Source organism: Microbulbifer sp. GL-2 (assembly GCF_007183175.1).
GTDB lineage: Bacteria > Pseudomonadota > Gammaproteobacteria > Pseudomonadales > Cellvibrionaceae > Microbulbifer.
In genome coordinates this window covers 3,247,121-3,272,290 of sequence record NZ_AP019807.1, presented here as the reverse complement: position 1 = coordinate 3,272,290, position 25,170 = coordinate 3,247,121, and the positions used below count along the sequence as shown (strand labels likewise).

Sequence of the window (25,170 nt, the reverse complement as noted above, 5' to 3'; positions counted from 1 at the left end):
TGTATCCCCCGCCAATCCGCCTCATTGGGTAGCTAATCAAGCAGGCAGCCAGTTAGCCACATCGTCAAAACAAAAAAGCCCCACTGTTTCCAGCAGGGCTTCAAAGGAACATTAGACCGGGGACTCGGACTTAGCCCGGTTTATCAATCAGGCGCTAACTGCAGCCTCGATCTTTTTTAGCTCTTCATCACGCAGTTCCCGGCGCAGTATTTTGCCGACGTTGGTCTTTGGCAGGTCTTCGCGGAACTCAACCTGCTTGGGCACTTTGTAGGCAGTCATATTTTCACGGCAGAAAGCGACCACCTCTGCATCGGTCAGGGACTGATCGGCCTTCACAACAAACAGTTTCACCTGCTCGCCGCTCTTTTCGTCAGGCACACCAATCGCTGCCGCTTCAGTAACCTTGGGATGGGCACTGACCACATCCTCGATTTCATTGGGATAGACGTTAAAACCGGACACAATGATCATGTCCTTTTTACGATCCACGATCTTGATGTAGCCATCATCCTGGATTACTGCCATATCCCCGGTATTTAGCCAGCCATCGCTATCAATAGTATCCGCAGTCGCTTCGGGGCGCTGCCAATAGCCTTTCATTACCTGGGGGCCACGCACGCACAACTCACCAGGTGAGTTATTCGGCAGGTCATTACCATTCTCATCCACTACCTTGACCTCAGTGCCCGGCACCGGGATACCTACTGTACCCAGCTGAACACCATCGGTGGGATTGAAGGAAACAACCGGAGAAGTCTCGGTCATACCGTAACCTTCCATCACCACACAACCGGTCATCTGCTCCCAGCGCTTGGCCGTATCGCGGGTCAACGCCATACCACCGGAAGCAGTAGAGTGCAGCTTACTGAAGTCCAGCTCGGCAAATTCCTTGTTACGCATCAGACCATTAAACAAGGTGTTCAGACCGACAAACCCTGTGAAACGCTGACCTTTCAGCATCTTCACAAAACCGGGAATATCGCGCGGGTTAGGAATCAATAGGGAATGGTTGCCTGTAGAGAACAGGCACATGCAATGGATGGTAAAAGCGTAAATATGATAGAGCGGCAGCGGCGAAATGTAGAACTCCTCACCCTCTTTCATTCCGCTGCCAAATGCTTCGCGCACCTGCTCCATATTCGCAACCAGGTTGCGGTTGGTCAGCATAGCGCCTTTGGCTACACCGGTAGTGCCCCCAGTGTATTGCAGTACAGCAATATCTTCCGGAGCACGATCAACATCCTGTTGCGGCTGCTCAGCACCCAGGGTCATTGCCTCGCGGAAGGACACCTGGTTGGCAAAGGAAAACTCCGGCACCATTTTCTTGATGTACTTGGCCACACTGTTAATCAACGTGCGCTTGAGCGGGCTATGCAAGTCCGCAATCTCAGTAACAATTACTTTTTCCACACCGGTTTCCGCAACAATCGAGGAAGCGGTATCGGCAATATTGGCCAGAACGATTAATGCCTTGGCTCCTGAGTCATTCAGCTGGTGCTTCAACTCACGCTGTGTGTATAGCGGATTGGTATTTACCACCACAAGGCCAGCGCGCAAAGCACCAAAAACCACCACAGGGTACTGCAGTACATTGGGCAGCTGGACGGCAATACGATCACCGGGCTTTAAGTTCGTGTGATTTTGTAAATAAGACGCAAACTTCGCGCTCAGGGTGTCAATATCACCAATTGACAGAGTTCGCCCCAGGCAGGTAAAAGCCGGTCGGTCACCAAATTTGGCGCAAGCGCCCTTAAAAACATCGAGTATGCTGCGATCAATGTCCAACTCTCTTCTCCCATTCCTGATTGTTGTTGTCGCTTGCTCTCATCTTCCGTCCTTATAGACGAAACCTGCCATCTTAGGGAGCCAGCGAGTATTTATTTATTGTTTGTAGTATCTTCCGAGATAGTGAAAAAGAGGTGCATTCATACCTCTCCGAACATATCTCCCTCTTTACTCCGCGCAGGGAATAAACCTGCCAATGCAGCTGCCAGTTCTCTGTCCCCGGAATATTGAACATCCCCCAAAAGAAAGGCATGACGTGCATTTAAATGGCCATCCAAAATTGCGCTGAGCGTTTGATTGGCCATTTCTAATATTAGTGCCGGTTGTTCTGCTTGCCCGAATTCGGAAATTACTTCGAGATCTCCGGCGCGCCCCTTGAGGTATACATAAAAATCACAGGCATCCGGCAGCCGAAACTGTACCCGAGCGAGTGGGTGCAAACAAGCTAGACGCCGCAGGCGCTGCTCTACTGGATCCGGCAATTGCATCGGAACTTCTCCATTAATGACCACTTCAGCGCCGGTAAAAAAAACCGCCGGTGATAGCCGGCGGTTTTTTTACTGGGAGTGGATTTAGAAGGCAAAATGCTCTGCATCCAGATCCATCAGATTGTCCGCACCGCTCAGCATGGTTGCGGCATGGCTGGCAGTACGTGGCAGAATGCGTTCAAAATAGAAACGCGCAGTCTTCAGCTTGGCTTGATAGAAATCCGCTTCAGCTGTGCCTTCGGCAAGTTTCTCGTTGGCCAGCTTGGCGGCACGCGCCCACATGAAGCCAAGTACGGTATAACCGGAGAACATCAGGTAATCAACAGATGCCGCACCAACTTCATCTGGATTTTCCATAGCTTTGCCGCCGACGTGAAGGGTCAGGTCGCCCCACTGCTTGTTCAGCTCCTGCAGCTTGGTCACGAAAGGTGCGAGGGCTTCGTTATCAATTTCAGCCTGGCAGAATTTATGTACTTTCTTGGTGAAACCGCGCAGCAGCTCGCCCTGGGTCATCAATACCTTGCGGCCCAGCAAGTCGAGAGCCTGAATACCGGTGGTACCTTCGTAAATAGTGGAGATACGTGCGTCACGCACGTTTTGCTCCATACCCCACTCGGCTATATAGCCGTGACCACCAAAGCACTGCAGGCCCAGGTTGGCAGACTCAAGACCGGCTTCAGTGATAAATGCTTTGGCAATCGGAGTCAGGAAAGCCAGCTGGTCTTCAGCTTCTTTCTTCGCAGCCTCGTCACCCTTGTGGGTAATATCAACCAGCAGCGCACAGGTGGCGACCAGCATACGGCTGCCTTCAGCGATGGCCTTTTGGGTCAACAACATACGGCGTACATCGGGGTGTACGATGATCGGATCAGCAGGACCTTCAGGGTTCTTGGTGCCGGACAGGGAGCGCATTTGCAGGCGGTCCTTGGCGTAAGCCAGGGACTTCTGAAAGCCGATTTCAGAGTGGGCAAGACCCTGCAGGGCAGTGCCCAGGCGCGCGGTATTCATAAAGGTGAACATGTAGTTCAAACCTTTGTTTGGCTCGCCAATCAGGTAGCCTTTCGCACCATCAAAGTTCAGTACTGCAGTGGCATTTCCATGAATACCCATTTTGTGTTCCAGGGAACCACACACAACGCCGTTGCGCTCACCAACGGAGCCGTCAGCATTGGGCACAAACTTGGGTACGATAAACAGGGAGATACCCTTAGTGCCAGCCGGTGCGTCCGGTAGGCGCGCCAGTACGATATGCACGATATTCTCGGTCATATCGTGTTCACCAGCAGAAATAAAAATCTTGGTACCGGTAATGGCATAGGATCCGTCGCCATTGGGGTCGGCCTTGGTGCGCAAAATACCCAGGTCGGTACCACAGTGCGGCTCGGTCAGACACATTGTGCCGGTCCAGCTACCTTCTACCAGCTTGGTCAGGTAAACGCTCTTCTGCTCCTCGGTACCGTGCTCTTCCAGGGTGTTCATGGCACCGTGGGACAATCCGGGATACATACCCCAGGACCAGTTGGCAATACCCACCATCTCGCTCATGATGGTTCCCAGCGAGGCCGGTAAGCCCTGGCCACCGTACTCGGGGTCGTGGGGGAGAGCTGGCCAGCCAGCCTCTACAAACTGTTTGTAAGCCTCTTTAAAGCCATCTGGAGTAGTGACTTCACCGTCTTTCCAGGTACAACCCTGCTGGTCACCGACCTGATTCAATGGTGCCAATACGTTTTCACAGAACTTTGCACCCTCTTCCAGGATGGCATCCACGACATCAGGAGTGGCCTCCTCAAATCCAAGTGACTCGTAATGCTTGTCTGAGTCCAGCATTTCGCGCATGACGAAACGCATATCACGCAGTGGCACTTTGATATCGGTCATCCTGATACCCTCAATTTGTTTATGTTTGGGACCAAGCGCAAAACTGGCTGGTCATAGTTGTGACTGATTACTAAGATTTGTTCATCATAGTAGTAAGCTGGCAGCCCTCTCTATGGCTAAATCCGTCCAAAGCGGTGACAAATCGAGGCGGGAATTCGAAAAAATGTGACCAATTCGGTCAAATATCCAGGCCTGCCGCGGCGCGGCCACCCCGACGGTACTCGCCTGGGGTAATCCCGGTCCACTTCTTGAACGCACGGAAAAACGCGCTGGATTCATCGAAACCCAGCATTTCCGCAATCTGACCATTGGAAAGATCAGGGCAGCTCAGGTAATGGAAGGCAGCCTCCATACGGCACTCATCTTTGAGCTTCTGGTAGGAGGTACCCTCCTGCTGCAGGCGACGGCGCAGAGTGGTCACGGACATATTGAGACGATCTGCGACAGCCTCTGCTGCAGGCATGGATTCACTCACATCCCGATTGAGAATGGTCTTGACCTTGGTTTTGATACTGTTAGCGCTGCCATCACTGATTACCAGGTGATAGGGTGCAGTGCGGATAAAATCCTCCACGGTCTGCGGACTTTGCACCACCGGGTACTCAAGGTAGCGGGCGTCGTACTCAAGGGCATTAAATGGCTGCTCGAACAGCAACTCATCCGCCTCACTTTGGGCCAGGCTGCGAAATTCCTCCGGGCAGGGAAAGGAAAAGTGCAGTCGCGCCAACGGAACTTCACGCCCCGCCAGCCAGCAATAGAAGCGGTGCCAAACCGCCAGCGTCGTACGCACAACACTGGGACTGGTATTGGCCAATAGTTGATTAAATTCACCCTCTCCGAGCGAAGTAATACCGTGGATCTCTACACGTACACGCCCTGAGGGGTCCCCCTCAAGCACTGGCTTTACCTTAAAGCCGCGGCAGATTTCCATAAATTCAGCACATAACATGATTGCTTGGCGCAGGGTGGCACAATTAACCACCGCCAGGCACAAAAGGCGGAAGGAACCCGAGCGTACACGCCCACCACTGAGCATGCCAAACCACTCGTTTTGGGCCAGCCACATTACCCGCTGATAAAGACGCCCGTACCTGATCGCTGAAAAGGCAGCAACCCCCTCCAGCTCTGCTTCATCAATACCGACTGAGGCGAGTAGCTCACCGCGATCACAGCCATGGCGTATCGCCTCTTCCAGCAAACGCTCAAGGTAGGCAATCGGTATACGGATATCCTCTTCTGATGCCATCTATCTACTTTCGTCTGCGCAGCCAGTTCAACAAGGCACCAAACCCCATCGCGACTGTAATAATGACAAACAGTACTACCAGCAAGACTATCAGGTAGTACACAACATCCTTGACGGGTAGGTCCCAGCTGTAGATCGCCGCCACAACAAATGCGACACAGGCGAGCACGCTGGTAATAAAGGAGCGGCGACTTTTATTGGCCATGGTGATCTAGATAAATTGATTTTAAAACAGGTGAGATTACCACTTTCTGTGGCGCTACCATTGTAATGTCGGTACCAGGTACCGACGCGGCGTCGAATCGTGAGGGATTGGCAGTTATCTGTCAACGCCGCAGGAGGAGCGGATGCCCAGAAGAATGCTGGAACCTGAAGATCAGGCCACCCTGATGCGCCTGTTTCGCTGGCTCACGTGTATGACAGCGATAATCACTCTATTGATGCTCGGCATAGCCATATTTGCCTGAATACTGCCTACTCACCCACCAATCCCCCTTGGCAAGGTGCGCGGGGTCTAACAGGTCTTCAAGGGACTTACGATCCAAATCCGTCATTTCCAGCGCCACATCCAACACTGGCCGACCACTGCTATAGGCGGCCTTGGCTATCTCTGCAGCCTTGAGATAACCAATGACCGGATTCAGTGCTGTCACTAAAATTGGGTTGCGCCCTAGTGTCTCCTCAATATGGGCTCGATTGACAGTAAAACTGGCAATAGCCCGATCCGCCAACAGCAGTGAAGCATTGGCGAGAAGATTGATACTCTCGAGCAGGGTACTGGCCACCAGTGGCAACATCACATTTAATTGAAAATTACCGCTTTGCCCAGCCACAGTAATCGTGGTGTCATTGCCCAGTACCCTAGCCGCCACCATAGCCGCGGATTCAGCTATTACTGGATTTACCTTGCCCGGCATAATACTACTGCCCGGCTGCAGGGCTTTGAGCGCAATCTCAGTTACACCAGCCAGTGGCCCACTGTTCATCCAGCGCAGGTCATTGGCAATCTTCATCACTGCCACAGCCAAAACCTTGAGCTGTCCTGACAGCTCCACCGACGTATCCTGGCTCGAAATAGCCGCAAACAGGTTGTCGGCCGGCCGAAACTGCTGTGACGTATGAGCACTCAATTTTTGCGCGAATAATTCTGAAAAATCCGGATGGGCATTGAGCCCGGTGCCGATTGCAGTACCACCCTGGGCCAACTGCGCCAGTCGTGGCATAGTCGAGCGAATTCGTTCGCGACAATCCTCTATTTGTGCAGCCCAAGCTTCCACTTCCTGGGCCATAGTCATGGGTACTGCATCCATCAAATGGGTACGACCGGTCTTGACCACACTCTGCACCTCCACAGCCTTGTCACATAGGCGAGTATGCAGATGACGCAGCGAGGGCAGCAGCTTGTCGCGCACCGCAAGCAACGCGGACACATGGATCGCAGTAGGGATCACATCATTACTGCTTTGACTCATGTTGACATGGTCATTGGGGCTGATGGACAGACCATTACCATCACTGGCCAAATGTGCCAATACTTCATTGACGTTCATATTTGAACTGGTGCCGGAGCCGGTCTGATAAATATCCACCGGGAAATGGGCGGCAAACTCTGGATCACCCAGACTGTCACAGGCACCGATAATCGCCGCCGCGCGCGCTTTATCCAGCAACCCCAGATCTCGATTGGCCTCAGCCGCTGATTTTTTAATCAGCACTATGGCCTGAATAAACTCCGTCGGCAGCCCCTTACCGCTTACCGGGAAGTTTTCTACCGCACGCTGGGTTTGCGCGCCGTAGAGTGCCGTCTGCGGAACCTGGATTTCACCAAGACTGTCCATTTCGATACGGAATTTGTCGCCCATTTCTATTCCTCAGAGTGCGCCTGGGCGCACCCCTCTTTCGTTGTTAAAGGCTCCGACAGAATCACTCGACTTCGACGGTAATTTTTTTAGACATCACAGGATTCTTGTGCGGTACATGCATATAGTTACCCAACACCAACTGAAGAGTATGTTTACCTGGCGGCAAGGTAACTTGTGTCTCAGTCTGGCCACCGCCAAAGTGAATAATATTCTTACTCGCTGGTAGTGGCTTACTCATATCAGGCAGTTTATCCACGTCTATCAGTAGGTGGTGGTGCCCAGTGTTTTCAAGTTCCACACCGGCCGGTGCCACCCCCATGCCAGACAGGCCAAATTTTACGGTAAAAGTCTGCGGAACCTTTTCACCGTCCTTGGGGGAAATAATATAGAGCTTGGTATTCTCCGGCGCCTTGCTGGCCATATCGGTTTTGCTGTCGTGCTCCGCTGCATGCAATAGTGGCGACAGCAACAGGGCGCTGGCAAAGAGTAGAGAGTTCGCTTTGATCATGATTATTCCTTCCTGATAGGGCGCCTCTGGCGCCAATTCTTATAATCTGGCTTTACTGCCTGTCACCGCGGTTTTTGCTACCAAATGACATGGGCACTTTACCAGACCATCGTTCCGCTGAAAGGTGTTCACTGGGAATATAGTTGCCGAATCGGGATGGGACATTAAAATCTGTGCCGCGGTAGCCCAATAGCTACCGCACCTGCCTAAAGGCAAACGATGGAGGGAAAAGAGGAACCCAGCTTAGGATTTTGAACGGTTTTAAGAGAGGGCCGGCACGTACACTAGACGCTGACACGCCCCTCCTGTGTCCATTCACAGCGTACCTGCATATCGCCACTGCCGGGTTCATGGTAAAGGCCTGCCGCCTCCCAGCTGAAAGAATGAACGCCGGACAGCTCAGTTTCCAGGTGCACCGTTGCCGACACCCAGTACATACTTTTCAAAAGTTCTTCAAATTTCAGGATCCACATATCCCACTCATACTCTACCGCACGGTATGAGGCTCCAAAGTGGATCACATCCGTCTGGTATTGGGATTGCTTTACCTTGATGGTAGGGATGGAAAACATATCGCGGCAGAGGAAGGGCCATTCATCCGCGCTGGGCAGGGCCAGGACCGCATTGCGGTTCACTCGGCGACGTTCGCTGCCACCGCTGAGACTATTACTGTCTTTAATACAACCGTAAACTATGGATTCCTGATCGCCCTGAAGCATTAATTCCATTCCTTACCGCAACGCCACCGGACATCAGGTACCCAGGGCAAAATAGATCTAGGAGATGCACTTTAACGGCGAAGCGACCAGAAAGCCATAACTCTGCGGGCGATCACCTGTATTGCACAGTGTTTCACTCGTTTTTCACAATTGGCTTGCGCTATTTAACGGAGGTTGCGGGCACTGTTTCACGGTACCCGCAAACCTGAATTAAATTTCAAACCCCCATTGACGCAACATTTCCATCAGTCCCTCTTCATCCATCACCGGAATTTCCAACTCCCGCGCCTTGTTCAGTTTTGAACCAGCACCAGGGCCCGCCACGACATGGCTGGTTTTCGCCGAGACACTGCCCGCCACCTTGGCGCCGAGTCGCTGTAGATAATCCTTGGCTTCACTGCGGGAGAGGGTTTCGAGTTTTCCCGTAAGCACCCAAGTCTGACCCGACAGGGGTTGTTCTTCACCGCCGATTTCCTCTACTGGCCAGCGCACTCCGGCCTGGCGCAGTGCTTCAATTTCCTCTTGGGCGTGAGGCTGGTGGAAAAATTCAGCAACAAAATGCGCCACCACTGGGCCCACATCATCCACTTCCTGCAGTGCCTCTTCGGTGGCCGCCGCCAACTCCTCCAAGGTGCCAAAGTGCCGCGCCAGGTTGCGCGCGGTAGCTTCGCCCACCTCGCGAACACCCAGTGCATAGAGAAATTTCGGCAGGGTTGTATCTTTACTGTGCTCCAGGGCATCGAGCAGGTTCTGTGCCGACTTTTGCCCCATACGTTCAAGCCCCGCCAGCTGCTGCAGATCGAGGTGGTAGAGCCCGGAAACCGAATGCAACAACCCCTCGTCCACCAACTGCTCCACCAGCTTGTCACCGAGGCCGTCAATATCCATCGCCTTGCGTGAAGCGAAGTGCTTGATTGCCTGTTTACGCTGGGCACTACAGATCAGGCCGCCACTGCAACGGGCCACGGCCTCACCGGGTGTTGATTCCACCGGCGAGTCGCACACTGGACAGTGAGTGGGAAATTCGATGGCGCGGGCATCGCTCGGGCGTTTGCTCTCCACGACAGAAACCACCTGCGGGATTACATCACCGGCACGGCGAATAACCACTGTGTCGCCAATCATAACGCCAAGGCGCTGGATTTCATCGCGGTTATGCAGGGTTGCATTGGACACTGTCACCCCGCCGACAAATACTGGCTTCAAGCGCGCGACCGGAGTCACCGCGCCAGTACGGCCCACCTGGAATTCCACATCGACAAGCTCTGTCATCTCTTCCTGTGCGGGAAACTTGTAGGCCATGGCCCAGCGCGGTGCACGAGCAACAAAACCCAATCTCCGCTGCATGGCAATACTGTTGACCTTGAAGACGATACCGTCGATATCGTAGGGCAGGCTCTCACGCTTCTCCCCCAACTCTTTGTAGTAATCAATACAGGCTTGGATATCCGCTGCCACACCCATCTGGCTGTTAATACGGAACCCCCAATGCCCGAGTAATTCAAGGGTTGCCACATGCTCCCCGGGCAGGTTCGCCCCCTCCACCAGGCCGGTACCATAGACACAGAGCTCCAGTGGTCGCTGCGCGGTAATGCGGGAGTCAAGCTGGCGCAGGCTGCCAGCGGCGGCATTGCGAGGGTTGACGAACAGCTTTTCACCGGCGGCGGCAGCTTTGCGGTTCAGTTCAGCAAACCCTGCCTTGGGCATGTAGATTTCACCGCGTACCTCAAGCACAGCGGGTATCTTTGCCACCCCTTTAGCCTGACGCAACCGCAGAGGCACCGACCCCACCGTACGTACATTCTGCGTTATATCCTCACCAGTGGTGCCATCTCCGCGGGTGGCTGCGCGCTCAAGAATCCCTTCTCGATACAGCAGGCTGATAGCGATGCCATCGAGTTTTGGCTCGCAGGCATATTCGATTGGTCCCTTGCTGTTCAAACGCTCACAGACACGGCGATCGAACTCCAATAGTTCTTCATCGCTGAACGCGTTATCGAGTGACAGCATCGGCACTTCATGGCGTACTTCGGTAAAGGAGGACAACGGTTCGGCACCAACCCTCTGGGTGGGCGAATCAGGAGTCCGCAGTCCAGGGAACTGCTCCTCCATATCCTGTAATTCCCGCAAACGGCGGTCGTATTCCGCATCCGGCAACTCCGGATCATCCAGTACGTAATATTGATAATTGGCTCGCTGGAGCAATTCATGCAACTCCTGCGCCCGCTCGCGTTTCTGTTTGGGGATAGTGTGTGTGGTCATCAATTGTTCGAATGAAAAACGGATTAATTTAAAAAATTAAACTTGATATACAGCAGCGGCCCCAGCTCGCGGCTAAAACCCCAGGGGTTCAACCGCGGCCTGGGGCCGCTGCTATCAATAAATAAAGAAGTTTGCTATTAATTCTGCGCCATGGCCAGTGCCCGGCGGCGCTGGTATTCCATTACACGCTGGCGGTAATGCTCGGCAGTCTGCAAGGTAAAAACACTGCGGTTTTCATCCTTCAGTTCGCCACCGAGCAGCTTGGCAATGGTGTAAGCAGTGGACAGCAACTGGTCGAAAGCCTTAATCGCCTCCCCCTCAACCGGTAGTGCCAGAAACAGGCTGACTCCGGGTGTGGCAAACTCCTCCATCTGCGCAAGATCAAATACCCCCGGCACAACAATATTGGCCAGACTGAAAATAACCGCTCCATCGGCACCACCACCCTCGTGGTAGTGAAAGATATTCATTTCACCGAAACGCATACCTGAGGCAACCATCACACGCAGCAGATCGTTGCCCTCAAAATAATCCCCTTCTGGTGCCATCACATTGATGACCAAAACCTCATCGCGTACAGCTGCCCTTTCCTCAGGGTACTCTTCAGCCGATGGCATTTGCGCACCTGGTTCGCGGTGCATCAGCGGCTCATTTTCGCGGGAAACTCCAACAGCTGCCGCCTCCCTGCTGATGGCTTGCAGGCTTCCGGATTCATCCAGCTCTGGCTCACAGCGATGTTCCTCGCTTACGGATTCCATCAGAGTGGGCACCTGCTCATCGAGGTCCAGTACACCCTGCTCTTCCACTCTGCGCTGCGGCGTGCTGCCGGCGAGCGGTTTGCGCGAGGAGATAAAGCTCTCCTGTACCTGGCGATTTACATGCAGGGCATCCTCCATGGCACGGCGCTGGACCACGCGCACTTGCCCGGGCAATTCACTATTAGCCTGCCTCTGCGGCTGTTCCTCCTGGAAATTCTTCGGGGTTTCTTCAACCGGGGGCATGGGCTCCACTTTGGAAACGGGATCCGCCTCACTGTCGACCTCAGATTGCATCGCTTTGGATAAATTCCGGGAGACTTTTACAGCCGCCCGCTGCCGCAGTATTGCGCGGCGCACTCCATCCAGCACCGCTATAAGCAGTACCACGACAAGGATTGTAACCAGCCAGTTATCCATTTTAAGCGTCTCTCCTTTTACGCTTTTATGCGGAAGCCAGCTCAGCGGCTTCTTCCACATTCACTGACACCAGGCGAGATACACCCGGCTCATGCATGGTCACACCTAACAGCTGATCCGCCATCTCCATTGCGATCTTGTTGTGGGTAATATAGATGAACTGAACGTGTTCTGACATTTCTTTAACCATTCGTGCGTAGCGACCTACGTTAGCATCATCGAGAGGAGCATCCACCTCATCCAGCATACAGAAAGGTGCCGGATTCAGACGGAAAATAGAGAAAACCAGGGCGATCGCCGTAAGTGCCTTTTCCCCACCAGACAGCAGGTGAATAGTACTGTTGCGCTTGCCCGGTGGGCGCGCCATGATCGCGATTCCAGTATCGAGCAGGTCTTCACCAGTGAGCTCCAGGTAAGCGTTACCGCCCCCAAATACTTTTGGAAACAGTTCCTGCAGCCCGGCATTGACCTGATCAAAGGTCTCCTTAAAGCGGGCTCTCGTCTCCTTATCGATTTTCTTGATTGCATTTTCCAGAGTCTCCAGAGCATCCATCAGATCACCATGCTGGCGATCTAAATAATTCTTGCGCTCAGACTCCTGTTTGTATTCATCGATAGCTGCGAGGTTAATCGGCCCCAGGCGCGAGATACGCGCAGCTACCAGCTCCAAATCTTCCTGTACCTGGGCGATAGTCAAATCACCGGACAACTGCTCAAGCAGCTGCTCCACATCGTGATCACTCTCGCGCAACTGCTCGACCAAGCCGTTGCGCTGCACCTCCAGGGTTTGCGCGGCAAGACGCTCCTGCTCCAGCTGGGCGCGCACTCCCTGCAAGGCCGCTTCAACCTTGTGGCGCTCCTGCTCCTGCTCACGCAGACCGGTCTCCACTTCCTCAAGCTTCTTGCGCGCTTCGGCCAGTTCCGTTTCCACCTCAATGCGCTCGCCCAGCCTCTCCTCCAGTTCCGCCTGGAAATCCTGGGAAGGGTCCTCGGTCTCAGCCATTTGCTCCTGCAGCTGGGTGCGACGCATACGCAAACGTTCGAGCTGCTCGTTCATCACTTGCAGGGTGCGCTCCAGAGAGACCATTTGTGTGCGCACTGATTGCTCACGCATAGCCAGCTCGTGAGCGCGATCTTTATCCTCCCGAGCGCGTTGACGAGCGGCATCCAAAGCTTCGCGCAATTCCTCGCGACGCGCCATTAGCGTTTCACGACGATCGGTATCATCGCTCATGGCTTCCACTGCTTCTTGAAGCAACAGGCGCGCTTCCGAAAGGGACTCCCCCTCCAGCTCCTGCTGTTCACGCACCTCAACAATTTCCTGCTCAATACGGGTGCGACGTTCATTCATTTGTTCGGCGCGGGCGCGTCGGGCAGACAGCTGGCTGCGCAACTCCGCTTCGCGTCGACCAAATTGCTCGGAGTCCATGCGTGCCTGCTCAATTGCGCGCTCTAAGTCTGCGGACTGGCCACGCATCGCCTCTCGCTGCTCACTGAGACTTTCTATCTGCTCTTCACACAGTGTGATTTCCTGTGCCAGCGCCTCAAGCTCCTGCTTGCGCGCAAGCACTCCAGACTCCGCTTCGCTGGCCCGGCTCACCCGCAGCCAGTTCGGCCCCAACCAGAGTCCATCGCGAGTCACAATGGATTCATGAGCCTGTAGCCCGGCACGCTTTGCCAGCGCCTCCGCGAGGTTTTCGGTGGTGTAAATACCGGAGAGCAGACCAGTGAGAGAGACGGGCCCCTGCACCACACTGGCCAGCGCAGGCAGAGTATTGGCAGAAGACTCGGTCACACTGGCACCGTCAATAAAAACTGCCTGACCACTCTGTAACTGGCCCAACCCTTCTGCAAGGCTGTCGAGCTGGTCTACGCAGACCGCTTGTAATTGTGTTCCCAGTATTGTCTCAACCGCCGTCTCCCATCCGGCCTGGGCCTGGATCTGATCGGCGAGACGCGGTTTGTCGGCCAGCGACTGCTGCTGTAGCCAGCCCTCCACGGCCTTGCCCTGCCCCAGTGCGGCCTGTTGCAGCGCTTCCAGGGAGGCCTGACGGCCGCGACCGGTCTGCAATTGCAGGCGCAACTGGTCCAGATCCGTTGCCAGTTCTCGCTCGCGGGAGCGCAAGGCATCAAGGGTTTCGCGCCGCTCAGCAGCTTCTTCACGGCGCTCCTGGATCTGCATTTCCATTTCGGCGAGCTGCTCATTCAGCTGCAGGGTCTCCTCATCACTCTCGGAGACCTGCAAGCTGGACTGCTCTGCGACGAGTTTGTTGATGCGTTCGAGTAACCGCTGCCCGGACGTCTCCAGATGCTGGATACGCGACTGCTGTACCTCTGCCTTCTGGCGGGAACCGGAGGCTCCCTGGTTGAACTGGTCCCACTCGTTCTGCCAATTGCGCATCTGCTCTTCGGCTTCGAGCAGGCCGCTGGCAGATTCCTCTTCGGCAGCGAGGGCCATTTCCAGGTCCGGTACAATCACTTCCAGCTCTTCTTCGAACTGAGCAGCCTTCTCGCGATCCACCTCCAGGTTGCTCTCTGCCTCGCGGAACTCTTGCTCAGTCTGCGCCATGTCAGAGTGCAGCCGGCTGGAGCGTTCACGAGCGTGGGCGATACTCTGCTCAAGACGTGCAATATCACCGCCAACTGCGTAAAAACGCCCTTGAACCTCATTAAAGCCATCAGACAACTCGTGATAACCAACGCGTTTTTGCTCAATGCCGGTATCGCAGCGCACTTGGCGGGTCACCAGCTCTTCAACGGTCAGTTCGAGCTCGCCAATCTGCTGTTGTTTCGCAGTGCTCTGCTCATTGAGATCACGGTATTTCAGAACTTGCAGATTTGCCTTGTGGCTGCGCTCCTCCTCTTTGAAACGACTGTATTTCTCCGCGGCAGCAGATTGCCGCTCCAGGCGCGATAGCTGGCGTTCCAGTTCATCGCGAATATCTGTGAGGCGCTCCAGGTTTTCATTGGTGCGGCGCATGCGATTTTCAGTATCGCGACGGCGCTCCTTATACTTGGAAATACCGGCAGCTTCTTCGATATAGACCCGCAGTTCCTCCGGCTTGGCCTCAATCAACTTGGAAATCATGCCCTGCTCGATAATCGCATAGCTGCGAGGACCGAGGCCGGTACCCAGGAACAGGTCTGTCACATCCCGGCGGCGACATTTTTCACCGTTGAGGTAATAGTTATTCTGTCCTTCGCGGGTCACTTTGCGCTTTACAGAAATCTCAGTGAAGGCAGCGTAAGTCCCGGAAAGTTTGCCCGCGGAGTTATCAAAAATCAGTTCGATAGAGGCCTGACCTACAGGTTTACGCCCGCTGGAACCATTGAAAATGACATCCGTCATGGAGTCACCGCGCAGGTTCTTTGCTGACGATTCCCCCATCACCCAGCGCACAGCATCAATGGTGTTGGATTTCCCACACCCATTGGGACCTACCACCGAGTTAAGGTTTGTAGGAAAAAAGACAGTAGTGGGGTCAACAAAGGACTTGAAGCCCGCAAGTTTGATGCACTTCAGACGCATGTATTCTTTAACTCGGTATTTTTATCTTTGCCGGCCCGATCACCAAACACTCAATTGTACATGGCGCTGCCTGGGCTTTCAGCGCAATTCTTCACAGTTACATTTCAAGCGGATTATCGGCCGGAATGGCCAGCGGTCAAGTCAAGATCACTAAACAGCCACAACTGGTACTCAAGGCCAACACAATCATCCAGCGAATCAGCCAAAAGCCACCACTGCTGCGTAATTTCATCTTGCGCCTGTGACCATTTAGACGTCAACAAGTTCTCGAGCCGCAATACACCACAATACAAAGTAATACATAACAGCCGCAGCTGCCGACATTTGGCCGGCAGGGAAAGAAGCTGCTGGACTCCAGAATTTTGTCCGCTACAACTGCTGGTCAATCGTAATGGACTGCGCCTTACTCCAATTGGCCTTAGGCAGAGTTTTAATTGTGCCCTGCCAGTCTCCGGCTGCCGGGCGCGCATCGCCATGCAGAGCCAAACGGGCAACCAGCTGCACAGAGTCCACCGTCGAAATAGAGCGACCCGGCATCATCGCCCGGGATTCATCCAGTACTACCTCTGTCGGTAGTTGGCCGGCTGTTAGCCGCACAATCGCCAGCGGCATTGGACTCTCAGAACTTCTCGCATAGATAAATACAGGTGTGGAAGCCTCAACCTCGACGCTGCTGTCCAAGCTAACCTGAACACGGATTTCAGGGCCTGATTTATCACTGGAATCGTGCGCAACGATCACTGGCTCACCAGCATCAGCCAGCGCCTTTTCGGCTCGGGCTACACCTGCGGCAAGCGCTTCGGCCGCTGCCGACCCAGGAGCCAGCTGCTGCAAAGCACCCTGCCAATGCTCGCGTGCTTTGCGATAGTCTCCACCTTCATAGGCAGCAATTCCCGCCAAGCCCAGCGCTGTGCCATTACCCGGCTGGGACTCGAGAACCTGGCTAACAAGTAGCTGTATCTCATCAGTCATCTTTGAGCCACCAGCAAAAAACAGCGCCTGGGCCAGCTCGGCTTTCACAGAAGCAGCCTGGGGCTCACGCTCCACAACATAGCGATAGGCATCCACGGCTCCGGCAATATCCCCACTCATCAACAGCCTTTGCGCCAGCACATAGCGACCACTCAAGTCTTCCGGGTGGCTTTCAGTTCGCGCCTTGAGCTGGCTGGTGATCCGCTCTTCGGCGGCTGCATCTGCCTGCCCTTGCTGACTGGCTAGCATTTCACGATAAAACGCCACTTCACTGGGTCGATCGGACCAGATATAAGCACCAACTGTCATTGCCGGCACTAATATTGCCAGCCCAAGCAGAAGGCCGGCACCGCGCCGGGAAGGTGCCGTGGACTGCGCCTCTTCCTGGGCACTGAGGAGCTCGCGAGCCAACTCCGCCTCGAGCTGGTCAAACTGTTTTTCATCCATAGCGCCGCTCTGCACGGCCGCACGTAATTCCCGAGAACGCTCACGATATAGTTCTGCCAGGGCCTCACGCTTATTCCCACCCAAGCGCCGCGCACCAGCGGCCCGCCACCCCGGTAGCAGGAAGACAAAGGCCAGCAGCAGTAACAGGATCGCCAAACCAAACCAGATATCAGTCATTTGCTCTTCTTCCCACCATCAGTCAAATCACTGGGATCTTCACCCAGCAACTTCTTCAACTTACGTCGCTCATCTTCGGTCAGCGCGCCACTACCATCACCCTGGCTCGCACCTGTTCCACTGCTGGATCGCACTACGATAATGATCAACGCCAATAGGCCCACTAACGCGAACACCCCTGGGGCCAGCCACAAAGCCAAAGTATTGCTCTGTACAGGTGGGCGATAGAGAACAAAATCCCCATAGCGTGCCACCATGTAGTCAACGATTTCCTTGTCCGAGAACCCCTCTTCCAACAACCGGCGAATCTCCCGGCGCAGGTCTCCCGAGATGGATGCATCCGAATCGGCCAGGTTCTGGTTCTGGCACTTTGGACAGCGCATCTCCTCAATCAGCACCCGATAGCGTGCCTCCAATTCCGGTGAGGACAATTTTTCGGTCTCCACCACTGCCTGAACTGCAACGGACAGGCACAGAGCCGCCATTGCTAAAAGGATTTGGCCCAGCCAACTCTTTTCTCTCACAGCTTCTCTCACGCGTTAATCCATGGGAAATTTGGCTGATTATAACAGTGTCGTCTCTCGCCGGACACGCCCACGATTTCACAGTTAATCGCCTTAACTCATTGAAAGACAAAAAAAAATTCAAAAAAGGCGTTGACGCCGGGAAGAATATCATTAAGATACGCAGCTCCTGACACGGGGTGGTTAGCTCAGTTGGGAGAGCGACGGCCTTACAAGCCGTAGGTCACAGGTTCGACCCCTGTACCACCCACCACTTCTCTTACTCTTGCCAGGCAAGATACTTAAAGAGAAGCAGGAATGCGGACCGGTAGTTCAGTTGGTTAGAATGCCGGCCTGTCACGCCGGAGGTCGCGGGTTCGAGTCCCGTCCGGTCCGCCACATACAGAAAAGCCCTGCTCGAAAGAGCGGGGCTTTTTTGTATGTGAATATAATTTTTATCCCTCCCCCCTTCCTCGACACTGCCGCTAAAACCACACCCAAAAGAAACAAGCTGCGCTAAAGGCTGGCAATCAAAATTTCATACCAAAATAAATCCACTCTCAACGGATGTTAGCTAACCCCACAAATCATTTTTTGATGTTTTTTCCAGCTGTAAATAAATCTACTGCAACCAACAAACACCCAAGAACAATTCGAAATTTAACTTTTATCGTTTTTGAAAATTTTTCCTGCCGTCTTTAAGTATCAGCCTCCCAAAAGCATAAAAAACTCTCACTTTTTCGCCGGAAAATTAGCCAGGCGAATTACCGGTAATTATTTTCTGAACAGAAACTGATGCTTTTTTATTCCATTAATTATTTTTGGTATTTTTTTGTGGAAACCTGTTGACCGTTAAAAAAATATCATTAAGATACGCAGCTCCTGACACGGGGTGGTTAGCTCAGTTGGGAGAGCGACGGCCTTACAAGCCGTAGGTCACAGGTTCGACCCCTGTACCACCCACCACTTCTCTTACTCTTGCCAGGCAAGATACTTAAAGAGAAGCAGGAATGCGGACCGGTAGTTCAGTTGGTTAGAATGCCGGCCTGTCACGCCGGAGGTCGCGGGTTCGAGTCCCGTCCGGTCCGCCACATACAAAAAAGCCCTGCTCGAAAGAGCGGGGCTTTTTTGTATATGTTTAACAGGAAAAACCTCTGTCGGCTTTAATATTTCAAGCGCATTAATACTCTCGCTGTCAGCCTTCAACCAGATCAGTTTCCGCTTTTTCAAGGTCAGCGTGAAGCAAGCGGGTTAACTCTTCAATATCAGGCATCTCCGCAAAACGCTCTCCAGATCCACCAATATCATCCCAAGCCGCCTTGGAATCCACATGCAGGTGAGCAACCACTTGGCTCTCAAGGCCGCCCTCAATTAACCCGGCGGGAACCCAAAAGTGCGTGGTGTTACTCATCAGGTGTGGGACCGTGCTACCGCAGCCACTACAAAAATCTGAGCGATACCCGGTTGCTGTACGGTAAGAGGAAACCTTGTCCAGTCCCCGCACCCAGCGAAACTGGCTACGCTCCACAAACATCGCGGTATCTGATGCAGAACCACTCAACTTTCTGCACAGTGAACAGTGGCACTGATAGAGGCTAGGCACCGGCTCTTCCAGCTGAAACTCGACAGCCCCGCAGAGGCACTTTCCATTCATACCTTCCTCCTTCCCATAAGCTGATGTAATTCAGTATCTTGATTTGAAATCGCAATAGGTTAGCAACAATAGCTCAACACTACCTAAGACTCCTACAATGGAACGAGGAAGTAAATGTCAGCTGGCACTCGAATTACCCTGTAAAAAGCTAGGAGACGCCTCCTCCCTTCACTCGCGCAGCCAAAACATGATCCTCCCAGCAGCCGTTAATCAACAAATAACGCTTTGCAGCACCCTCCACCACAAACCCGAGGCGCTTGAGGAGGGCTGCTGATCGATGATTTTCAGGCATGTAGTTAGCCATAACCCTATTAAGTCCCAACTCCCTGAAGGCGTAAGTAATTACATGCTCACACAGCAGGTGCATAACCCCCCGCCCCTCGAAAGCTCTATCTACCGCATACCCCATATTGCATGCTTGAAAAGGCCCACGAATAATATTTGTCAAAGAGCATGTGGCAACTATGTGGGAGACCTCTGGTAGGGCAACCAGAAAATGGGCCGCCCGCCCCTCTTTGTATTCAAGCTGCCAATCCAACAATCTTTGATACCATGCACTGAAACTATGGTAATCACTACTTCTGGCGGGCTCCCATCGCCGTATATGATCCGCATTCCTATCGTGGAAATCTGAAAGCCCCTGCGCATCCTTCAATGTCACCAACCTAATTTCCACCCCACCTCCAAGCAGAACAAGCAATCGCGAGACCTCATCATTTAAAATCAAGGGAGCACACGCAACCATTTAATCTTATTCTGCTGTAGGCGCCAGGGAAGTCGTGCTCACCCCGCCCCGCAGAAAATGCCAGCCGAGCGATCTGCCACAATCATACCCCTCCTTCAGTAACTCAATTTCCTGGGTAAAACGTTTAACCGGAAAACCCTCCGGTGGCGCAATAGCCGATACACGACAATCTGCTGGCGGTGAATGAATGAAGTCCAAAGCACGGTTGTAACGCTCACCTCTTTCCAATACCGCCTCAAACAATCGGGCATGATCATGGAAAAACTGCTTGATGAATTTTGGCGCAGCCCCAACCGGCTTTCGATAACCCAGCGGGCGTGACAGCACAACAGTGATATCCCTTGCGCCCAGCTCATAAGCGCGAATCACGGGAATGGAGTCCGCAAGTCCCCCATCTGTCATAGGCTCACCATCGACAATGGGAAACTCCCGGTATGCCATCGGAATCGCGCAAGATGCGGGAAACACTTCATGCATATTCTCTTCGGTCACCTGCACATAGTGCGCCTCACCACTATTGATACTGGTAGTTACCGCATAAAGAGGTACAGCACTTTCTATATAATGCTGAATATTCAACGGTACATCCTTGTATGAGGCATGCCAAAGCCAACTGATATCGCAGAAATGCCCTCCTTTCAGGTAGCGTCGCCAATCGATAAAATCACTGCGGCGCGCATGGTCAAGCAGAATCTGACGACTGCGCCCATGATCTCCAGCCAGATACCCGATTAAATTGGTTGAACCTGCAGAGACACCTATTGCGAAATCATAGGGACAGAAATTGGCCTCGATAAAGGCATCCAGCACGCCCGCAGCAAAGATACCCCGCATAGCGCCACCCTCCACAACCAGGGCAGATAATGATTCCCTCTCAGTACATTCACTTGCCATAGGTAAACCACCACAAAGATTCCAAAACTCTACACATTATGGACTGACGTATGGCTTAGCAGTCACGCAATCCTCAAATATCCCACCAGTCCCGATGCCAATGACTTATGACAAGGCCTTTGCCAAGTCGATTCCATCAGCACTATGATTGGACCATTCTGACTATTTGTCTTTCATTGAGTAATTTATGCCATCCGCTGTTTTTCAAGCCCCCTGGAGCCGCCAGCTAAAAATAATTAGCGCTATAAGCGCCGCAATGCTGTTGGCAATCCCCTTATTCCTGATGACCAAAGCTCCACCGGAGCACTCAATACTCTTTAGCATCGCTTTAGCCCTACCACCCACCATACTGCTGCTGGGCGCCCTGTTCATGGTTAGGGGCTATGTCATTCAAAGTAATAACCTGCTTGTCCTTCGCCTGGGCTGGAAAACCACAATTCCGTTACAGGGATTAAATAAAGCTTCAGCAGATCCTGAATCTATGCAAGGATCGGTCCGCATATTTGGCAACTCAGGGCTGTTTGGCTACACCGGCCTCTTCCAGAATAAGAAATTGGGGCGCTACAGGGCCTTCGCCACCGACCAAGAAAAAGCTGTAGTACTGCAATTTCCCACAAAAACGCTGGTTATTACCCCGGACAGACCCGAGCGAATGGCCGAAATGCTGAACCGACACGCCTCCTGACGACAGCGCTGACGCCTCATCTATGATGACTTGGCTTTTTGTAAAGGGGGAAGCATACTCCTGCAAAATGACCCACCTGAAAGAAAATCAATGAAAATATTTGTTGCCACTCTGGCATTTTCGTTGGGCGCCCTGTCAGTAAATGCCCACTCTGCCTGCGTTATATTACTCCACGGCCTAGCCAAATCTGATAGCTCAATGGCCAAGATGGAGCGGGCAATCAGCGCTGCTGGATATAAAACTGTCAACGTCGACTACCCCTCCACAAAATTTCCCATCGAAAAGCTGGCCGGTAAAGCCATTGCACCAGCACTGGATGCATGCAGCGGTGAAGAAGAAATTAACTTCGTCACCCACTCCATGGGCGGTATTTTGGTTCGCCAGTATTTGAGTCAGGTTAAAATTGAAAATCTGAACCGTGTAGTGATGTTGGGGCCACCCAACAAAGGTAGTGAAGTCGTAGATAAATTGGGAGACTTTCCAGGCTTCCAATTCGCGTTTGGCGACGCCGGATTACAGTTAAGCACCGGAGCAATGAGTGTCCCCAACAAGCTGGGAAAAGCTGATTTTGACCTGGGCATAATCGCCGGCACACGCAGCATCAATCTAATCCTGTCACAAATGATCCCCGAGACCGATGATGGCAAAGTCTCAGTATCCAGCACTAAACTGGAAGGCATGAATGACCACGTAGAACTGCCGGTTACCCATGTATTTATGATGAAGGATAAAAAGGTAATCTCTCAAGTTCTACACTATTTGCAATATGGTGCCTTCACCAAAAATAAGAAAAGTATGACGGCTAAATAAAGTGCTCAATGCGGCCAGGGTAGAGTATTTTAAATCCATTAATACCCTACAAAACCTTTATATTTAATTCACTCCTGGCCACAGCAAGGCCCCTGGGCCCACAAATAAGAAAGAAAACATAATCTCCAAAACTGAGGGAGTTAACAAGATGCAATGGCAGTGGTGCAAATTTAATGAACTCTCGATCAACCAGCTCTACGAAATCCTGCGCGCACGTCAGGAAGTTTTTACTGTAGAGCAGGACTGCCCCTATCAGGACGCCGACGGCAAAGACCAGCACGCATGGCACCTGATATGCTGGGACGGGAATAGTGAAGCCCCTTTACTGAAAGCTTATTTGCGTGTTGTGTTTCCCGGGAAAAAATATAAGGAACCCTCAATTGGGCGGGTGCTCACCGCAGAGTCCAGCCGCGGAACCGGCCTCGGCAAAGAACTGATATACCGTGCAGTCCAGCAGATTCCGAATGAATACCCAGATGCAGGAATCCGAATTTCTGCACAGGAACACCTGGCCAAATTTTATGGGGAATTTGGGTTTGAGAAAGTAGCCGGCCCTTACGATGAAGACGGGATACCCCACATAGAAATGCTGCGCCCGGCATCATAATTGATACCGGGCAGCCTTAGTGACTAGCTACTGCTGATCACGCCACTGACCGAGGAGGCAAAATTACTATCACGACGGCGTATCCAGGTATACAGGCAGGAGGCGGTAATACCCGCAGCGGTCAGCAACCATACTGAGTTAGCCACCAGCGAGGCACGTACAAAAGAATCCGCACCAAACATAGAGGCATGTACTATCACAGCCAGCAGACATGTAACGACGGTAGCTACTCTAAGTAACAGGGACCATCCTGCAACAGTGCCCGCAAAGGCGGCAACGACACTTAAAATTAGTGTGGTTAACCAGAACACTTGTACTGCAGACGCTGCAAAAGCTAAATAAGTCACTGCACTTAATGCTATAGCAAAAGGTATACCCCAAACCTGAGCCATCCACACACGCTCAAGTCGCACCGCCGGCGAGCCTCGCTGACGCTTACGCACCAACCAGATATTGATTCCAGAGACCACCAGCACACACATAGCGATCCCCAAGAGAAAATAGGCAATTTTCACCGGGAAGCCGGAGAAGTGGCCGAAATGCAGCCGGAATGTGGAGAGGTAAACCTGCTTGGCGCTATCACCTTCAGACCATCCTTCTTTCTCTATCAGGCTGCCATCTGGATTAAAGTGATAGCGCTCCCCCCAAACAAGGCGCTCTGGTACACGAGTCCAAACCTCTACAGCCTGGCCTTCACGGCCTGGAAAGGCTACCTCCAGCCTGGTTCTTTCCTCTTCCGGAGCTATACGCTCCATTTCTGCAAGAACCGCAGCAAAATTCGGCAATGGAGTTTCAGGAGCACGCTCTTCCATCACCGGATGTTCGCGATACAGAATATGCTCGACTTTTTCCGTATCCCCATCAAAGAACAGGCCCGCAATTGCGAAGGCAGCAACCTGGGAGAGCCCGATAAAGGCACCGGTAACCGCTATTGCCAGATGGAAAGGCGAGGCCCAGACACCTAGCCGGTTATGCAGATCCACCTGCTGCAGGCGCTTGGACCCGGACAGACGGAAAGAGAATGCGTCTTTAATAATTTTTGGATGCGCCAATAATCCAGAAACTATCAAGGCCGTCATCAAAACACCTATCAGCCCAACTAGAGGCACCCCCAAGCCCAAAGGCAGGTTAAGGGCAAAATGCAAATAGGCTAGAAAGTGTGTCCACTCATGTTTCACTTCACCCAAAAGAGAACCGTCTTCGTTTACATAGCGCTCAATATCTCCGACCTCAACAACCAGCCTGGGCATATCTGTATTTGGAATGGTGAATTTTACTGAGTCAAACTCTTCATTTTGCTGTTTTGCCAGCGCAATTGCCTGTTCAGTAGCAGTCTGGTACACAGACGCAGCTACGTTGAGATTTTCCAGTTCGGAGGCTTGCTCCCAACGCTCAAATTCATTGTAAAAAACTGCGAGTGTTCCGCTGACACAAACAATGTATAAGAGTGTCGATATCGCCAGACCGAGAACTGAGTGCCCATCGGTCATATCACGTACAAAAGCCGGCGTCGGCTTAAAGGATAATTTCACGTTAGATCCCTACTCCGGTCCGTTTTACTAGGCTGTTACAGCCGGAATGGCAAGTTTCAATATCAAGCCACTGAGCACTGAAAATGCCAGCAGACCTGCGGAAGGACGCAATAACTTCTTATCGGCGCAAACCCAAACCAATGCCAGAGTCCAAATGGTCACCGTAACAAATGCGCCACCGACCAATCGCCAGCTATCAGAGAAGTCGGTAAAGCCAAAGAAGAGCAATCCGGCAATAAGCCCACTCGCAGTGGGCAAAAGTACGGCGCCTAAAAAACGAAAAATACCCCGCAACCACAATTGGCGCAGGGCCCCAGGTTCCAGGGTATTTCCCGATCGCTGCTTTACTACTGGCCGGGGACCACTGGGCCAATCTCCCGTTAAGGCAAGCAATATAAAGACTGCAACTATTACTATCAGGGTGGCAATGCTGATCCCATACTCCACACCAACTACCGAACTCCAGCCAGCAGCCGAAAGTACCAATATCCCCCAGCCAAGCCACTTGCGCAGTGGCTGGGTACCTTTACTGGACCATGCCAGGTACAAGGTATAAACACCCACCAGGGAAAAAATGCTGGCTAACCCAGCAATGAAATAAAAGGAATCTTGCATAACCACCACACTGGGAAATTCAGCTCCCGGCTGATTGTTAAAACGTAAAAAAGGGAGCCTGCCCACAGACTCCCCCT

The 25,170-nt window shown here is 52.8% G+C and carries 21 protein-coding genes and 4 tRNA genes; 7 read left to right on the top strand and 18 right to left on the bottom strand.

From position 1 onward, the window contains the following. Window positions 1–147: 147 nt before the first annotated feature. The 13 genes from GL2_RS14350 to GL2_RS14290 form a co-directional block, all read right to left on the bottom strand. Window positions 148–1,785 (bottom strand): AMP-binding protein, encoded by a 1,638-nt coding sequence (locus tag GL2_RS14350; RefSeq protein ID WP_143731297.1) that lies wholly within the window; start codon window positions 1,783–1,785, stop codon window positions 148–150. Window positions 1,786–1,925: 140 nt separating this feature from the next. Beyond that, window positions 1,926–2,273, bottom strand: coding sequence for an SCP2 sterol-binding domain-containing protein (locus tag GL2_RS14345; protein ID WP_143731296.1), 348 nt, complete (start codon window positions 2,271–2,273; stop codon window positions 1,926–1,928). Window positions 2,274–2,357: 84 nt separating this feature from the next. Then, complete coding sequence (locus tag GL2_RS14340) at window positions 2,358–4,151, bottom strand: acyl-CoA dehydrogenase C-terminal domain-containing protein (RefSeq protein WP_143731295.1); 1,794 nt, start codon at window positions 4,149–4,151, stop codon at window positions 2,358–2,360. A 178-nt stretch (window positions 4,152–4,329) separates the two neighbouring features. Continuing rightward, the gene (locus GL2_RS14335) at window positions 4,330–5,397 is read right to left on the bottom strand and encodes an AraC family transcriptional regulator (RefSeq protein ID WP_143731294.1); all 1,068 of its coding nucleotides are present in this window, start codon (window positions 5,395–5,397) and stop codon (window positions 4,330–4,332) included. A gap of 4 nt (window positions 5,398–5,401) precedes the next feature. Further along, window positions 5,402–5,602 (bottom strand): hypothetical protein, encoded by a 201-nt coding sequence (locus tag GL2_RS14330; protein ID WP_143731293.1) that lies wholly within the window; start codon window positions 5,600–5,602, stop codon window positions 5,402–5,404. A 229-nt stretch (window positions 5,603–5,831) separates the two neighbouring features. Beyond that, on the bottom strand, window positions 5,832–7,259 hold the full coding sequence (locus tag GL2_RS14325; protein ID WP_143731292.1) for an aspartate ammonia-lyase: 1,428 nt from the start codon (window positions 7,257–7,259) through the stop codon (window positions 5,832–5,834). 61 nt (window positions 7,260–7,320) lie between these two features. Further along, a complete protein-coding gene (locus GL2_RS14320; protein WP_143731291.1) occupies window positions 7,321–7,767 on the bottom strand; it encodes a DUF4399 domain-containing protein in 447 nt (148 codons plus the stop codon). 284 nt (window positions 7,768–8,051) lie between these two features. Continuing rightward, the gene (locus tag GL2_RS14315; protein WP_143731290.1) at window positions 8,052–8,486 is read right to left on the bottom strand and encodes a hypothetical protein; all 435 of its coding nucleotides are present in this window, start codon (window positions 8,484–8,486) and stop codon (window positions 8,052–8,054) included. A 210-nt stretch (window positions 8,487–8,696) separates the two neighbouring features. Next, window positions 8,697–10,748 (bottom strand): NAD-dependent DNA ligase LigA, encoded by a 2,052-nt coding sequence (gene ligA, locus GL2_RS14310; protein ID WP_143731289.1) that lies wholly within the window; start codon window positions 10,746–10,748, stop codon window positions 8,697–8,699. A 137-nt stretch (window positions 10,749–10,885) separates the two neighbouring features. Then, entirely contained in the window at window positions 10,886–11,923 is a 1,038-nt protein-coding gene (gene zipA, locus GL2_RS14305) for a cell division protein ZipA (protein WP_172621159.1), read from the bottom strand. Between the two features lie 25 nt (window positions 11,924–11,948). Further along, entirely contained in the window at window positions 11,949–15,452 is a 3,504-nt protein-coding gene (gene smc, locus GL2_RS14300) for a chromosome segregation protein SMC (protein WP_143731287.1), read from the bottom strand. A 369-nt stretch (window positions 15,453–15,821) separates the two neighbouring features. After that, window positions 15,822–17,048 carry a c-type cytochrome biogenesis protein CcmI gene (gene ccmI, locus GL2_RS14295; RefSeq protein ID WP_143731286.1) on the bottom strand — a complete coding sequence of 409 codons (1,227 nt, stop codon included), beginning with the start codon at window positions 17,046–17,048 and terminating at the stop codon, window positions 15,822–15,824. Further along, on the bottom strand, window positions 17,045–17,572 hold the full coding sequence (locus GL2_RS14290; protein ID WP_232053628.1) for a cytochrome c-type biogenesis protein: 528 nt from the start codon (window positions 17,570–17,572) through the stop codon (window positions 17,045–17,047). Before GL2_RS14290 ends, ccmI begins: the two co-directional genes overlap by 4 nt. Window positions 17,573–17,749: 177 nt before the next feature. Between GL2_RS14290 and GL2_RS14285 the strand changes: the two genes are divergently transcribed. The 4 genes from GL2_RS14285 (at window position 17,750) to GL2_RS14270 (ending at window position 18,642) form a co-directional block, all read left to right on the top strand. Further along, window positions 17,750–17,825, top strand: a tRNA-Val gene (locus GL2_RS14285). 48 nt (window positions 17,826–17,873) lie between these two features. Beyond that, window positions 17,874–17,950, top strand: a tRNA-Asp gene (locus tag GL2_RS14280). Between the two features lie 491 nt (window positions 17,951–18,441). After that, window positions 18,442–18,517, top strand: a tRNA-Val gene (locus GL2_RS14275). A gap of 48 nt (window positions 18,518–18,565) precedes the next feature. Next, window positions 18,566–18,642 (top strand) — tRNA-Asp (locus tag GL2_RS14270). 104 nt (window positions 18,643–18,746) lie between these two features. Here GL2_RS14270 and GL2_RS14265 read toward each other — a convergent pair. From GL2_RS14265 to GL2_RS14255, 3 genes are all read right to left on the bottom strand, one after another. Beyond that, entirely contained in the window at window positions 18,747–19,205 is a 459-nt protein-coding gene (locus tag GL2_RS14265; RefSeq protein WP_143731285.1) for a GFA family protein, read from the bottom strand. Window positions 19,206–19,353: 148 nt separating this feature from the next. After that, complete coding sequence (locus tag GL2_RS14260; protein WP_172621158.1) at window positions 19,354–19,881, bottom strand: GNAT family N-acetyltransferase; 528 nt, start codon at window positions 19,879–19,881, stop codon at window positions 19,354–19,356. A 75-nt stretch (window positions 19,882–19,956) separates the two neighbouring features. Further along, window positions 19,957–20,844, bottom strand: coding sequence for a patatin family protein (locus GL2_RS14255; protein ID WP_143731283.1), 888 nt, complete (start codon window positions 20,842–20,844; stop codon window positions 19,957–19,959). Window positions 20,845–21,031: 187 nt separating this feature from the next. Between GL2_RS14255 and GL2_RS14250 the strand changes: the two genes are divergently transcribed. The 3 genes from GL2_RS14250 (at window position 21,032) to GL2_RS14240 (ending at window position 22,946) form a co-directional block, all read left to right on the top strand. Beyond that, window positions 21,032–21,529, top strand: coding sequence for a PH domain-containing protein (locus GL2_RS14250; protein ID WP_143731282.1), 498 nt, complete (start codon window positions 21,032–21,034; stop codon window positions 21,527–21,529). A 90-nt stretch (window positions 21,530–21,619) separates the two neighbouring features. After that, entirely contained in the window at window positions 21,620–22,339 is a 720-nt protein-coding gene (locus tag GL2_RS14245) for a triacylglycerol lipase (protein ID WP_143731281.1), read from the top strand. A 148-nt stretch (window positions 22,340–22,487) separates the two neighbouring features. Further along, window positions 22,488–22,946: a GNAT family N-acetyltransferase gene (locus GL2_RS14240; protein ID WP_143731280.1), complete on the top strand. Its 459-nt coding sequence runs from the start codon at window positions 22,488–22,490 to the stop codon at window positions 22,944–22,946. Window positions 22,947–22,969: 23 nt separating this feature from the next. Here the strand turns inward: GL2_RS14240 and GL2_RS14235 are convergent, their stop codons facing one another. Both GL2_RS14235 and GL2_RS14230 read right to left on the bottom strand, forming a co-directional pair. Continuing rightward, window positions 22,970–24,478 (bottom strand): PepSY domain-containing protein, encoded by a 1,509-nt coding sequence (locus GL2_RS14235; RefSeq protein WP_143731279.1) that lies wholly within the window; start codon window positions 24,476–24,478, stop codon window positions 22,970–22,972. A gap of 27 nt (window positions 24,479–24,505) precedes the next feature. Then, entirely contained in the window at window positions 24,506–25,093 is a 588-nt protein-coding gene (locus GL2_RS14230; RefSeq protein ID WP_143731278.1) for a hypothetical protein, read from the bottom strand. Window positions 25,094–25,170 lie beyond the last annotated feature (77 nt).

Coding starts and splice junctions, on each gene's coding strand:
- GL2_RS14345 (WP_143731296.1), bottom strand. CDS start 2,273: ATGCAATTGCCGGATCCAGTAGAGCAGCGCCTGCGGCGTCTAGCTTGT.
- GL2_RS14340 (WP_143731295.1), bottom strand. CDS start 4,151: ATGACCGATATCAAAGTGCCACTGCGTGATATGCGTTTCGTCATGCGC.
- GL2_RS14335 (WP_143731294.1), bottom strand. CDS start 5,397: ATGGCATCAGAAGAGGATATCCGTATACCGATTGCCTACCTTGAGCGT.
- GL2_RS14330 (WP_143731293.1), bottom strand. CDS start 5,602: ATGGCCAATAAAAGTCGCCGCTCCTTTATTACCAGCGTGCTCGCCTGT.
- GL2_RS14325 (WP_143731292.1), bottom strand. CDS start 7,259: ATGGGCGACAAATTCCGTATCGAAATGGACAGTCTTGGTGAAATCCAG.
- GL2_RS14320 (WP_143731291.1), bottom strand. CDS start 7,767: ATGATCAAAGCGAACTCTCTACTCTTTGCCAGCGCCCTGTTGCTGTCG.
- GL2_RS14315 (WP_143731290.1), bottom strand. CDS start 8,486: ATGCTTCAGGGCGATCAGGAATCCATAGTTTACGGTTGTATTAAAGAC.
- ligA (WP_143731289.1), bottom strand. CDS start 10,748: ATGACCACACACACTATCCCCAAACAGAAACGCGAGCGGGCGCAGGAG.
- zipA (WP_172621159.1), bottom strand. CDS start 11,923: ATGGATAACTGGCTGGTTACAATCCTTGTCGTGGTACTGCTTATAGCG.
- smc (WP_143731287.1), bottom strand. CDS start 15,452: ATGCGTCTGAAGTGCATCAAACTTGCGGGCTTCAAGTCCTTTGTTGAC.
- ccmI (WP_143731286.1), bottom strand. CDS start 17,048: ATGACTGATATCTGGTTTGGTTTGGCGATCCTGTTACTGCTGCTGGCC.
- GL2_RS14265 (WP_143731285.1), bottom strand. CDS start 19,205: ATGAATGGAAAGTGCCTCTGCGGGGCTGTCGAGTTTCAGCTGGAAGAG.
- GL2_RS14255 (WP_143731283.1), bottom strand. CDS start 20,844: ATGGCAAGTGAATGTACTGAGAGGGAATCATTATCTGCCCTGGTTGTG.
- GL2_RS14250 (WP_143731282.1), top strand. CDS start 21,032: ATGCCATCCGCTGTTTTTCAAGCCCCCTGGAGCCGCCAGCTAAAAATA.
- GL2_RS14245 (WP_143731281.1), top strand. CDS start 21,620: ATGAAAATATTTGTTGCCACTCTGGCATTTTCGTTGGGCGCCCTGTCA.
- GL2_RS14240 (WP_143731280.1), top strand. CDS start 22,488: ATGCAATGGCAGTGGTGCAAATTTAATGAACTCTCGATCAACCAGCTC.
- GL2_RS14230 (WP_143731278.1), bottom strand. CDS start 25,093: ATGCAAGATTCCTTTTATTTCATTGCTGGGTTAGCCAGCATTTTTTCC.